The sequence below is a fragment of the Mucilaginibacter sp. CSA2-8R genome (genome assembly GCF_038806765.1).
GTDB lineage: Bacteria > Bacteroidota > Bacteroidia > Sphingobacteriales > Sphingobacteriaceae > Mucilaginibacter.
Genome location: NZ_CP152389.1, coordinates 4,273,976 through 4,286,928 on the forward strand (window position 1 = coordinate 4,273,976; position 12,953 = coordinate 4,286,928).

12 protein-coding genes are annotated in these 12,953 nt (G+C 42.0%); 7 read left to right on the top strand and 5 right to left on the bottom strand.

Annotated elements, in window-relative coordinates:
* Window positions 1-36: 36 nt before the first annotated feature.
* Entirely contained in the window at window positions 37-1,833 is a 1,797-nt protein-coding gene (locus tag AAGR14_RS18100) for a glycoside hydrolase family 15 protein (protein ID WP_342645651.1), read from the bottom strand.
* A gap of 245 nt (window positions 1,834-2,078) precedes the next feature.
* Here AAGR14_RS18100 and AAGR14_RS18105 point away from each other — a divergent pair, with 245 nt between their 5' ends.
* From AAGR14_RS18105 to AAGR14_RS18135, 7 genes are all read left to right on the top strand, one after another.
* The gene (locus AAGR14_RS18105; protein WP_342645652.1) at window positions 2,079-2,816 is read left to right on the top strand and encodes a nucleotidyltransferase; all 738 of its coding nucleotides are present in this window, start codon (window positions 2,079-2,081) and stop codon (window positions 2,814-2,816) included.
* 5 nt (window positions 2,817-2,821) lie between these two features.
* Window positions 2,822-3,562 (top strand): metallophosphoesterase, encoded by a 741-nt coding sequence (locus tag AAGR14_RS18110; protein ID WP_342645653.1) that lies wholly within the window; start codon window positions 2,822-2,824, stop codon window positions 3,560-3,562.
* A 94-nt stretch (window positions 3,563-3,656) separates the two neighbouring features.
* Complete coding sequence (locus AAGR14_RS18115) at window positions 3,657-3,965, top strand: YMGG-like glycine zipper-containing protein (RefSeq protein WP_342645654.1); 309 nt, start codon at window positions 3,657-3,659, stop codon at window positions 3,963-3,965.
* A gap of 123 nt (window positions 3,966-4,088) precedes the next feature.
* Window positions 4,089-4,661 carry an NUDIX domain-containing protein gene (locus tag AAGR14_RS18120; RefSeq protein ID WP_342645655.1) on the top strand — a complete coding sequence of 191 codons (573 nt, stop codon included), beginning with the start codon at window positions 4,089-4,091 and terminating at the stop codon, window positions 4,659-4,661.
* A gap of 170 nt (window positions 4,662-4,831) precedes the next feature.
* A complete protein-coding gene (locus tag AAGR14_RS18125) occupies window positions 4,832-5,998 on the top strand; it encodes a BamA/TamA family outer membrane protein (RefSeq protein WP_342645656.1) in 1,167 nt (388 codons plus the stop codon).
* A gap of 229 nt (window positions 5,999-6,227) precedes the next feature.
* Entirely contained in the window at window positions 6,228-7,262 is a 1,035-nt protein-coding gene (locus AAGR14_RS18130; RefSeq protein WP_342645657.1) for a LacI family DNA-binding transcriptional regulator, read from the top strand.
* Between the two features lie 101 nt (window positions 7,263-7,363).
* A complete protein-coding gene (locus AAGR14_RS18135; RefSeq protein ID WP_342645658.1) occupies window positions 7,364-8,512 on the top strand; it encodes an MFS transporter in 1,149 nt (382 codons plus the stop codon).
* A gap of 64 nt (window positions 8,513-8,576) precedes the next feature.
* Here AAGR14_RS18135 and AAGR14_RS18140 read toward each other — a convergent pair whose 3' ends face one another.
* The 4 genes from AAGR14_RS18140 to AAGR14_RS18155 all read right to left on the bottom strand — a co-directional run bounded on the left by AAGR14_RS18140 (window position 8,577) and on the right by AAGR14_RS18155 (window position 12,805).
* On the bottom strand, window positions 8,577-9,701 hold the full coding sequence (locus AAGR14_RS18140) for an aminotransferase class I/II-fold pyridoxal phosphate-dependent enzyme (protein ID WP_342645659.1): 1,125 nt from the start codon (window positions 9,699-9,701) through the stop codon (window positions 8,577-8,579).
* A 79-nt stretch (window positions 9,702-9,780) separates the two neighbouring features.
* Complete coding sequence (locus tag AAGR14_RS18145; protein ID WP_342645660.1) at window positions 9,781-10,740, bottom strand: glycoside hydrolase family 43 protein; 960 nt, start codon at window positions 10,738-10,740, stop codon at window positions 9,781-9,783.
* A gap of 96 nt (window positions 10,741-10,836) precedes the next feature.
* The gene (locus AAGR14_RS18150) at window positions 10,837-12,123 is read right to left on the bottom strand and encodes a citrate synthase (protein WP_342645661.1); all 1,287 of its coding nucleotides are present in this window, start codon (window positions 12,121-12,123) and stop codon (window positions 10,837-10,839) included.
* 163 nt (window positions 12,124-12,286) lie between these two features.
* Window positions 12,287-12,805 carry a DUF3347 domain-containing protein gene (locus AAGR14_RS18155; RefSeq protein WP_342645662.1) on the bottom strand — a complete coding sequence of 173 codons (519 nt, stop codon included), beginning with the start codon at window positions 12,803-12,805 and terminating at the stop codon, window positions 12,287-12,289.
* Between the last annotated feature and the right edge of the window lie 148 nt (window positions 12,806-12,953).

Below are 12,953 nucleotides of genomic sequence, written 5' to 3' on the forward strand. Positions count from 1 at the left end.
CTTATCCTGACATCAATTTGTAACAACCTGCTACTATTAATTATCGTCGTTGTACTTATTTAAGGCTAATGCCGCACTAATTAAACTTAAATGCGTAAATGCCTGCGGAAAATTACCTAACTGCTGCCCGCGCTTACTCAATTGTTCAGAGTATAATCTCAACGGGCTTCCGTATCCTAATATCTTGGCGTAAACCTCATTAGCTTTATCCAGATTACCGGCTTTAGCCAAACATTCGGCATACCAAAATGAGCACATTGTAAAAGTACCTTCTTCTTCGCCGCCAAGGCCGTCAATATTCAGCTCACTATTTCGGTAACGGTAAATCAGCACATCCAGTTTCAGTTCGCGCTCAACGGCTTCCAGTGTTTTAAGCCATCGCGGATCTGTAGGTGTAATAAACCGCACCAACGGCATCAGCAGTACTGAGGCATCCATCGTTTCCCCACCCAAGTATTGCACATAAGCTTCCTTTTCAGGGTTCCAAAAATCGTTGTAAATGTTTAGATAAATTTTGTCGCGCATATCATACCAGCGTTCGCGCGGAAATGGAAAAGAGCGCGACTCGCCTATTTTAATACCACGATCTAAAGCCACCCAACACATCAACCGGGAATGTAAAAAGGCACGTTTATCACCTCTTATTTCCCATAAACCGTGGTCAGGATCTTGCCAGTGCTCACAAACAAAATCAATTTGCTTGCTAATCATTTGCCAAAATTCAAAGGTGATCTGCCCATCGTATTTATTAAATAAATAAATGGTATCAATCAGCTCCCCATAAATATCCATCTGCTTTTGCCCAAAGGCATTATTGCCAATAAGTACAGGCTTTGAGTCTTTGTATCCTGCAAACTGCGTCAGTTCCGTTTCTGTACTGGGGTGCTTACCGTCCATAGTATACATCAGGTGCATATCATCGGCTATACAATTAGTTTCTACCCACTTCATATAGCTTTCGGCATCCTCAATAAAGCCCAGTCTGAGCAGTACATACATGGTAAACGATGCATCACGCACCCATGAGTACCGGTAATCCCAATTGCGTATACCGCCCAAGGTTTCGGGCAGGGCGAAGGTAGCTGCTGCCATTACCGATCCGTAAATACGCGAGGTAAGCAGCTTTAGCGTAATGGCCGACCGCCTTACCGTTTCTTCCCAACGCCCTGTAAAGGTGCACTGGCTGGTCCATTTCTTCCAGAAATCATAAGTTTTGTTATAGCAGTTAAGACAATAATGATGAAAATCTGTCTTAAAGCCACTGTCGTCAATGCTGTTTTGCAACACAAAGCAGGCGGTTTGTCCCTGCTGTAGTAAAAACATTTCGTCTACGTCCTGCTTGTCCGATACCAGCTTAACATCAGACCATAAGTGTAGTTCCTGACCATCATCTGCTTTAAATACAATGCGGTTTTCGTCAGTACTTAAAATGTTGTGCGGTGTTTCGGCATAATTAAAACGGGGCCGGCATACCAGGTTAAAATTAGTATCGCCGCGTATAGCAGTAACTTTGCGTACAATGGTAAGCACGCCGTTATCATCAACAATAGGCATAAAGTCGGTAATCTCCGCTATGCCTTCGTCAGCAAAAAACCGGGTAACCAATATGGCCGAGTCGGTAAGATAAATCTGTTTGTAACTCGCGTGTGTAAACTGCGGAGTAATGGAGAAATATCCTCCCTTGTCCTTATCTAACAGGGCGCCAAAAACGGTAGGCGAATCAAAACGAGGCAAACATAAGTAATCAATAGAACCGGCATTAGATACCAGTGCTACGGTATGAAGATTACCTATAACGCCGTAGTTCTCAATTGGTTCATAGGCATCTTTCATGGTATTTGTCAAAATATAGGGTTAACAGTACTGCGGTTACTTTTCTGTTTTAAATTATGTTTGTAATGTCCTTTCACAAAATCCCTTACTTAACACTATTTATATCAGCTTGTTTACACCCGGACTGTTTAACTGCGGTTACGCTGTGTTAACCATAACTTAGCAAAGGTTTAAAACAGAACTACTCTTTTAAAAGTTGTATCCCCACTGGTAAAAGCCATTTACAGCACCAGTGAGAGATATTTATGAGAATAAACGAGGATGAAAATGCCATTGCCTTTTATCAGGAGGCGCTTGATCATTTAAAAGATAGTGGTATCGAATTTTTATTGGGAGGGGCTTTTGCCATATTTCATTACAGCGGCATCTACCGCGATACCAAAGACCTGGATGTTTACTGCCGGTCGGTTGACTGCCCGCGCATACTGAAGTACTTTAACGACCGTGGTTACGAAACCCAGTTTACTGACGCCCGCTGGCTGGCTAAAATATTTAAAGGCGATTATTTTATTGATGTGATTTTTGATACGGTTAACAATATCTGCAAAGTTGACGACACGTGGTTTCAGCGCGCCGAAGATGCCAGTTTTTTTGACCGCGATTTAAAACTGCTATCGCCCGAAGAATTAATATGGAGCAAAATTTATGTACAAAACCGCGAACGCTATGACGGTGCTGATATTAACCACCTGCTGGTACAAGTAGGTGCCGAATTAGACTGGCGCCACCTGCTATTTAGGTTAGACCAGCATTGGCAGTTACTACTGTCGCAAATCATCATTTTTCAGTTTGTTTACCCTGCCGACTACCAGCACATTGTACCGCGCTGGCTGTACGATGAATTACTGCGCCGGGCTGCCGAGCAGTTTGACCTCCCCTCGCCCGAAGAAAAAGTTTGCCGTGGCCCAATGATTGACCAAACCCAGTATAGTGTTGATATTAAAGACTGGAATTATAAATCGTATACCATAAAAACAGTTTAACAGCAATGGAACAAAAAAATATAACCCGTATAGCAGCTGTCGGCGACATTCATGTACGCGAAACAGACCATGGTAAGTGGGCGGATTATTTTAAGGAAGTGTCTGCGAAGGCCGATGTGCTTTTAATTTGCGGCGACCTTACTGACACTGGCGATGAGGATGAAGCTCAGGTATTGGCTAATGAGTTGCGAGCATGCACTATACCGGTTATCTGTGTGTTGGGTAACCACGATTATGAAAAGGGACGTCAAAAACTCATCAGGCAGGCTGTGCAAAATCACAATGTGCATGTATTGGATGGCGAAGCTATGGTTATAGGCAATGTTGGCTTTGCAGGGGTTAAAGGTTTTGGAGGCGGTTTTGACCGCTATTTACTAACCATGTTTGGTGAGGATGCCAATAAGGCTTACGTACAAGAATCGGTTGATGAAGCACTGCATTTAGAACGGGCGCTGCAAAAATTGGATGCCGACCCTCAGGTACATAAAAAAATAGCTGTTTTACATTACTCACCTATTAAAGCAACCGTGGTTGGAGAGCCTGAAGAAATTTACCCCTTTTTGGGTTCATCAAGATTAGCCGAAACTCTGATGCGTAATAACGTACTGGCAGCTTTTCATGGTCATGCACATGCAGGTACGCTTGAGGGCACGATTAATAATACTGATATCAAGGTATTTAACGTAGCTAAACCAGTATTAACCAAAGCCGGCTATCAGTGCCCTTATTATATTTTTGATGTATAAAGTTGTAGGAAATATCAGGTAATGGTTAAAACCTTTTTAAACCTTGGCTTGTAATTTGCATCAAACACTGCATCAGATACAAAATATTACACTTATGAAAAAGATTTTTTTGTTATTCGGTTTGATACTTGCTGTAATAGTGTCTTCAACTGACTTTACGATGGCGCAACGCCGCAAAATGAGCTCACAAGCTAAAGGCGCATTAATTGGCGGCGCAGGTGGTGCTATTGCCGGTGGTTTAATTGGCCATGGTGTAAAAGGTGCTCTTATTGGTGGTGCCATTGGTGCCGGCGGCGGTTACGTTGTTGGTAATGAGCACCGTCGTAACAAAGCCAAAAGACGTGCCTATTACCGCTCTCAAAACCGAAGCGCCCGTTATTACAGCAGACGCCGTCATAACTAATTGTACAGGCTTAACCATAAAAAGCGATACTCAACAAGTATCGCTTTTTTTTATATCCATTAAATAAAGTATAAAACCATCGCTTTAATCTTGATGTTAAATCATTAATTATAAATTAAATTTATGTCAACTATCCAGATTTTAAATCGCGAAACTTTATCAGACAAAAAGTACCCGCTTAAAAATTTCACTTATCTTAAGCCAGATGCCGAGGGTAACATGAAAGAGCAGAAGACCGAGGTATATTATCGCCCGGATGCTGCTGCCATTTTACTATACGATAAAGAGAAGCAAAAATTACTGTTGACTAAACAGTTTAGGTTACCAACTTACTTAAACGGAAATGAATCGGGCTATCTTACTGAGGCTTGCGCCGGTTTAATTGACGATGGCGAGACACCTGAACAAACCGTTATTAGAGAAGCTAAAGAAGAATTAGGTGTTGATATCAGTAACATCGATAAAGTAGGCGCCGTATACACATCGGGAGGTGGTATCACTGAATATTTACACTTGTTTATAGCAGCCTATGATTCTTTGGCATTTAAACCCACAATGGGCGGATTAGCTGCTGAAGGTGAAATTATAGAACCTTTTGAGCTAAATTTTGCTGAAGCTAAAACAAAGTTAAAAAACGGAGAGTTAAATGATGCAAAAACTGTCATGCTATTGCAATATTACTTTTTGTTTTGTTAATTACAATCGGTTTGCCTTAAGGCTTCATTTTATAAGTTACAACATTAAATATAAACCTAAAACCAGTAATTAATTAATGCTCTTGATTGGACTGAATGGTTAATAAAATCATTGCTTTTGTTTTCATATACTTTTTAGCTATTAATGGGCTGTTAGCGCAGGATAGCGTTATGGTATCTACATTTAAACAAACGCAGATTGATACCGTTGGCCAAAAAGATTTGATTGATGTTTTTAAGGTATTTTTTAAGTCCAACAAAACATCAACAAAGGTTAATACACAAGAAGGTAAAGTTTATTTTTCTTTTCTTCCTACTGCCTCTACTCTGCCTGATGGAGGTGGAAAGATGTTTATTACCTCTACTACAGCTGGTTTTTATTTGGGCGACCAGCAAACTACCAATCTATCAAGCTTTACTTTCACCCCTTACTTTAACTTTAAAGGCCGTTTTGGCTTACCACTGCGCTCGAGCATATGGTTTAATAACAATCAATGGTATTTAGCGGGCGATACCCGGCTGATGGTTTACCCGCAAGACACCTGGGGATTGGGCGGTAATCAGCCTGAAGAAAGCCGTATGCGGGTAGATTACCGGTACATTAGGTTTTATCAAAGCTTGTACCGACGTATTAAATCATACCTTTTTGCCGGTATTGGTTACAACCTTGATTATCATATGCGCATTAAAGGTAATTATGCTAATAACGACCTACAAGACGTATCGGGCTATGCTTTTGGTACCGACTATGGTCAAAACTCCTTATCGTCTGGCATTACTTTCAATTTACTTTACGATACCCGTAATAATTCGATTAACCCTTTGCCTGGTTGCTACGCCAATTTAATTTATCGAATTAATACGCCGGTGTTAGGCAGTAACCGTACCTGGACATCTGTTTATGCGGATATGCGTAAGTATATTTCACTTAATCCAGGTAAACCGGCACAGCAAAATACCCTTGCACTATGGACTTATTTTTGGAGTACTTTAGACCGTGGCGCACCTTACTTAAGCCTGCCCAGCGTGGGTTGGGATTTGTATAACCGCTCGGGCCGGGGCATGGAACAGAACCGCTACCGTGGACAAAGCCTCTGGTATACCGAAGCCGAATACCGGCGCAGTATTACCCGCAACGGCTTAATCGGGTTTGTGCTGTTTGCTAATTTAACTTCGGTAAATGAACCCGATACCCGGCAGTTTAATTATTTTCATCCGGCGGGTGGCGGTGGTTTACGCATAAAAATCAATAAAGCATCCAACACCAACATCGCTATTGATTATGGCTTTAGCAAGGGCTACTCATCTATCAGGCTTAACCTAGGTGAAGCATTTTAAATTTCAACGTTATCTGTTAAAAAGGTATAGTATATATTTTTGATAAACGCCTTAACGGTTGTTTGCACGTAGTAGCAACCCATCTAACTATTACAACTATACCTAAAACTATTAATTATAAAGTATTGCTAAAACGTTATACTTCGGTGTAAAAACATGATTGCCAATAAAGCCGGGATAAACAGATTATGATAATATTAAGTACATTAGCCAGGCATAATGAGGTAACATGAGCATTCCTGAAAAAGAAATCACGATTTATGACATTGCCAGAGAACTGAACATTTCTGGTGCAACGGTAAGCCGTGCCCTGATGGATCATCCTTCGGTAAATATCAACACCAAACAAAAGGTACAGGATGCTGCCAAAAAAATGGGGTATCGCTCTAACCAATTGGCGAGTAACTTGCGGAAAAAGAAAAGCAATATTATTGGTATCATCGTAGGTAACCTTAATAGCAGCTTTATGTCTAACGTAATTTTCGGGGTTGAAAAGGTGTTAAGCGACGCCGGTTATAACTTAATTATCAGCCAGTCGTTAGACAACGTTACCAAGGAAATTGCCATAGCACAAGCCATGTATAATAATCGGGTAGATGGTCTATTAGTATCATTAGCTTACAGCACCGAAAATGCCGAACATTTTGAAAGTTTTGTTAAACGTGGCATCCCTCTGGTTTATTTTGACCGTGCCTGGCCTCACCCTGAATGCCCAAGCGTTGAAATTGACAACGTTAAAGCTGCTTATGAAATAACCAACCATTTAATTAAACAGGGCTGTAAGCGCATTGCTCACATTACCGCTTTTAAACTAAGCAGTGTTGCCGCCGACAGGTTTAAAGGTTACCGGCAGGCACTTGAAAAACATCACATTCCGTTTGACGAAAGTTTGGTCATCCCTACCCAACTTACTCTGGAAGCCGGTGTTGAAGCCGCCCACACGTTATTAGCTATGGCCGACCGGCCAGACGGCGTATTTGTAATCAATGATGCTTGCGCCGTAAGCTGTATGCAAGAATTGAAGCGCAACGGCATACGTATACCGCAAGACATTGCCTTTGCTGGTTTTAATAATGATACTGAATCCAGCATTATCGAGCCCAATTTGACTACAGTAGATTACAAGGGTTACGACATGGGTACTACAGCCGCGCAAATACTGCTCGGCCGGCTAAACAACACCAACGACAAAAACAGCCTCACAAACAAACTCATTCAACCTTCAGAAATTGTGATCAGGGCATCCTCCTTACATAAAGCATAACTTATGCCTAACCTTTTAAGCTAATTACTGAGTAAGGCCAGCCTTACAGTTTATTAAGCTTAATTTAAGCTATACAAACACATTTCTTTACTTTTGCAGTGATGACTGCTACAACAAACCGGTCGCCGCGCGAACTGCGAATCGGGTGTGCTATTTTCTTTTTCATTTCGGGTTTTGGCTATTCCTCCTGGGCTTCACGTATACCTACCGTTCAGCATCAGTTACATTTAAACGAAGCACAATTAGGCACGTTACTATTTGCGTTGCCCATTGGCCTCATGCTTACGCTGCCTATAACTGGCAAGCTGCTCGGCCATTATACCAGCCGCAGTATTATGCTTTTTGGTGCCATTGCATTTAACGTCGTATTATTTTTATTAGGTCTGGCTACAGTTGCCTGGCAGTTTGCCATCATTTTATTTGCTTTGGGCTCGGCACGTAACCTGCTAAACCTTTCGGTTAATGCGCAATCTGTCGGCGTGCAATCCGTTTATCAAAAATCAATTATCACCACTTTTCATGGTATCTGGAGTATAGCAGGCTTTGTGGGTGCAGCCGTTGGGTATTTAATGGTAAGCTATAACGTTAATTTGTTTTACCATTTGGGTGCTATCAGTATTTTACTTTGCGCCTGCTCTGTTTACTTTTACTCCTATACATTTTACCAAAAGCCTAAAGCGGTTGAACGCAAGCCATTTTTGATTTTGCCAGACAAATACATGCTCAAGTTTGCTGTAATTTGCTTTGCCTGTATGGCTTGTGAAAATACCATGTATGACTGGAGCGCTATCTATTTTGAAAAGGCAGTACACGCCGGCAAAGCCACCGCAACCGCTGCCTTTGTGGTCTATATGATAGCTATGACTACCGGCCGCTTTGCGGGCGATAAAATTGTATTGCGCATTGGCATCAAAAATATGCTGAATTATAGCGGCTGGTTCATTTTCACAGGTTTGATGTTGGCTGTAGTATTCCCCTACCCGCTTGTTGCCGGCGCTGGTTTTATACTGGTAGGTTTAGGTGTAGCGTGCGTAGTCCCTTTAGTATTTAGCATTGCCGGTAAATCTGCATCCTTAAGCAGCGGTACAGCTATAGCATCTATATCTACCGTAGGCTACTTTGGCTTTTTATTAGTTCCACCTTTTGTAGGCTACATTGCACAAGCGGCAGATTTACGCTGGTCATTTGGTGTTATTGCCATATTAGGTATGCTGATTGTTTGGATGGTTAGCAAAATAGAAGCGACCTAATCATAAAGCAAAAAAAGGCACCTTACAGTGCCTCTCGATAGTATTCTTTGCAAGTATATCGGTATCAGGCTTTGTTTAAGGCATTTTGCATATCCGCAATTAAATCGTCAATATGCTCTAACCCAACCGATACCCGTAACAGATTCTGTGGTGTTTTGGTGTCCGGTCCTTCAATGGCGGCACGGCGCTCAATCAAGCTTTCCACACCGCCCAAACTGGTAGCACGGGCAAACAACTGCAGCTTATTAATTACACGTTCTGCAGCGTCCTTTCCTCCTGCCACCATAAAAGATAGCATGCCACCAAAACTTAACATTTGTTGTTTAGCCAGCTCATGCTGAGGGTGCGATGCCAAACCAGGATAGAGCACCTGTTCTACCTGAGTGTGCTGCTCTAAGTACTCGGCCAGCAGCTGGGCATTATGCACATGCCCGCGCATACGGTAAGGTAAAGTTTTAATACTCCTGGCCAGCCAGTAGCAATCGGTAGGTGCCGGTATAGCTCCTCCCATCTGCTGTATATTCAGTATTTTTTTCCACCATTCATCATCCTGAGCGGTAATTAAAGCACCACCGGTTAAATCGCTATGCCCGCCCAAATATTTAGTAGTCGAATGCATAACTACATCAGCCCCCAAACTTAGTGGCTGCTGCCCTAAAGGCGAGGCAAAAGTATTATCGCATACTACTTTAATATCATGCTTGCGTGCCAAAGCAGCTACCTTGGCAATATCAGTTAGTTTTAGCAGTGGGTTAGACGGCGTTTCGATCCAAATTAAGCCAGTGTTTGGTTTAATAGTAGCCAATAGCAGCTCGTCATTATTTAAATCAATAAAATCAAATTCGAGTATGCCGGCAAACAAGGTTTTAAGCTGGTTACGTAAGCCGTGATACATATCATCGGGAGCGATGATGTGTGTGCCTGGCTTTAACGATTGAAAAACCGTCATTCCGGCCGCATTACCTGATGCAAACGCTGCCGCCTGCACACCGCCCTCTAAACGAGCTAATACGGTTTCGAGCGCCTGGCGGTTAGGGTTACCAGCACGGCTATAACTATAGCCTTTGCTGTAATTACCATCATGGTCGCGCTCGAAAGTGGTAGATAATACAATAGGTGCCACCACTGCCGACGTGCTTTCATCAACGTGGCTGCCGGCATGAATAACCAGGGTTTCAACTTTCATCATTGCTCAAATTAAAGCATAATTTTTATCACCTACGCCTTGCAGCAGCGCAAACCATATGATAACTATTTAATTTTTACAATCAATTAGTCATCTTAACCGGCAGGATATGCCCCTCTTTATCAAACAACATTTGATCAAGGCATATTACCCTTTGGTTGGCGCCCGTTTGGTCGAGCGGCCTGCGGTGATAAACAATGTAATACTTATCGTCCTTAGCCGAGTGTATTACCGAGTGATGCCCTGCACCACGTGCAATATTGGGGTCTTGTTCTAATACAGTTGATAACCGCTTAAATGGCCCAAAAGGAGAATCGGCAATGGCGTAAGCCACTTTATAATCCGGACCGGTCCAGCCACCTTCCGACCACATAAAATAGTATTTATTGTTGCGGATAAACATGTAAGGGCCTTCTACGTAATGCTCGGGTGTAATTTCTTTATACAAGGTACCGTCCGGCAAAGGCTCAATACCGGTAAAATCAGCCTTTAATTTAACCATATTGCAGTGCCCCCATCCGCCATAATACATATAGTACGAACCGTCTTTATCCCTAAAAACAAACTGATCAATAGGCTGCGCTCCGTTAACAATAGTATCAATTAAAGGATGCCCCAACAAATCTTTATAAGGGCCATCTGGCTTGCTGGCTACAGCAACGCCAATGCCCCCTACCTCGCCGGGATGAATATCGTTTGCACCAAAAAACAAATAATACTTGTCACCTTTTTTGAGTACGGCCGGGGCCCACATTGCTTTTTTAGCCCATTTAACGCCGCTGGTATCAATAATGCGTGGATGCTTTGTCCACGTCTTTAAATCAGCAGATGAAAACGCATCCATAAATACCTGGTCTTTGTAGGGCGCAGAATACGTAGGATAAATCCAATAGGTGTTACCGTATTTAATACCCTCCGGATCTGCATACCAGCCTTGTATAACTGGGTTATGCTGACCGTAAACTTTAATACCTAACAGCAAGAACGCGATGAGCAAAACGCGTAAACAGAAGTAATTAAATTTGATTGTTTTTTTTAACATGAGTTAAGATGATTGTAAAGAGCTTGGTTCTTAAAAAAGCAGCAACAAAAAAAGGGTTGACAGTTTAAGCTATCAACCCTCTATGATATATTTTAATTAGCGATTATCGATATCTGTATAATCATTACCAGTTTCGCCGGTATAAATTTGACGCGGACGACCAATAGGCTCTTTGTTTTCTTTCATTTCTTTCCATTGTGCAATCCATCCCGGTAAACGGCCTAAAGCAAACAGCACAGTAAACATTTCGGTTGGGAAACCTAATGCACGGTAAATAATGCCTGAGTAGAAGTCAACATTTGGATATAATTTACGCTCAACAAAGTATGGATCTTGCAGGGCAACTTCTTCCAGGCGTTTGGCAATTTCCAATACCTCGTCATTCACACCTAATTTTTCCAAAATATCGTCACAAGCCTTTTTAATGATTTTAGCGCGCGGATCAAAGTTTTTATAAACGCGGTGACCAAAGCCCATCAAACGGAACGGATCATTTTTATCTTTAGCCTTGGCAATCCATTTATCAGTATCGCCGCCATCCGCTTTAATTTTTTCCAGCATTTCGATCACCGCCTGGTTGGCTCCACCGTGCAACGGGCCCCACAATGCCGAAATACCGGCCGAAATAGAAGCATATAAGTTAGCATCCGATGAACCTACAATACGAACCGTAGAAGCAGAGCAATTTTGCTCATGGTCGGCATGCAGAATCAGCAATTTATTCATAGCATCCATTACCACCGGGTCAATCTCATAAACCTCAGTTGGTTGGCTAAAGGTCATGTACATGAAGTTGGTAACGTAGTCGAATTTGTTTTTAGGGTAGTTAACCGGGTGCCCTAATGATTTTTTGTAAATCCAGGCCACGATGGTGCTCATTTTAGCAATAAGCTTGTGAATTTCAAGGTCAACAATTTCTGGAGGCAATGATGGCGCTAACGACTCAGGATTAAATGCAGCCAGGGCACCAATCAAAGATGACAATTGCCCCATCGGGTGCGATTTGGAAGGGAAGCCGTCGAAAAACTTCTTCATATCCTCATGCACCAGCGTATGGCGGTTTAGCTCATACTGAAAGTTTGCTAATTGCTCTTTAGTAGGCAGTTTACCATAAATCAGCAGGTAAGCAACCTCAACAAAAGTTGATTTTTCGGCCAGCTGCTCAATCGGGTAACCACGATATTTTAATATACCCTGCTCGCCATCTAAAAAGGTGATAGCACTTTTAGTGGCACCTGTATTTTTATAACCAATATCTAAAGTAATGTATCCGGTTAAATCACGCAGTTTAGAGATATCTAAAGCTTTTTCGTTTTCTGTACCTTCAATAACAGGTAAGTCGTATGTTTTGTCGCCGATTTTTAATTGTGCAGTTTCCGACATAGAAATATGGGGTTGTATCCGTAACAAATGTAATTAAATAAGCCATTAATCACCTTTGCCGGTAGTTATTATCACTTAAAATTTACGTTTATAATCTATAATTGAAATGCAGGCTTTGTTAACTAACAAAAATTTATCAGTTGTCTGCATTTGAGTTATCTGGTTATTTAATTTCTTCTTTCACCTCGCCGCACTCCAGCATTTCATCGCCGTAGTAAGGGTTTTTAATCTCTTTTTGAGCCGATAGCCAGTAGCCGCCTTTACCGTTACCAGCCATTGGGCAATAAGCCACATACACGGGGCCTGATTTAGTTTTCATACCTTTTACTAACGGTATTACATCCTGGCTTAATAGCAGGAATATATTACGCTGCGATTTTACATCGTCGGTAGCCGCAATACGAGTAGCCAAATCGGCAGCCTCAGTGCATCCTTTGATATTGCTTAAATTAGCAGCCAGGGCCTTAGCAGACTGCTGCGCTCCTTTAGAATCGGTTTTTACTAAATTATCTTTAACTGACAAGTAGGCATTATATACTTTAGCCGTGTCGGTTTGCGCAACAGTAGTTACAGTTGCTGTAGAATCACCGCTTTGTGCCGCAGAAGCCTCTTGTTTACCCCCCGACTTGCAAGCAGTTAAACCCGAACCAGCAATAAGGGCCAGAAGAAAATATCTTTTCATTATAGGTAGATTAATTGCGGGGCTAAGGTAGGCAATTTAAGGTTTAAACAAGTAAAACTGACCATAGTAATTGTCTGCCACCCGGCACATTTGTGTCTGCCAACTTATTTTACTTAAAACATCATACTCAAATTTTACTTGGCATTTG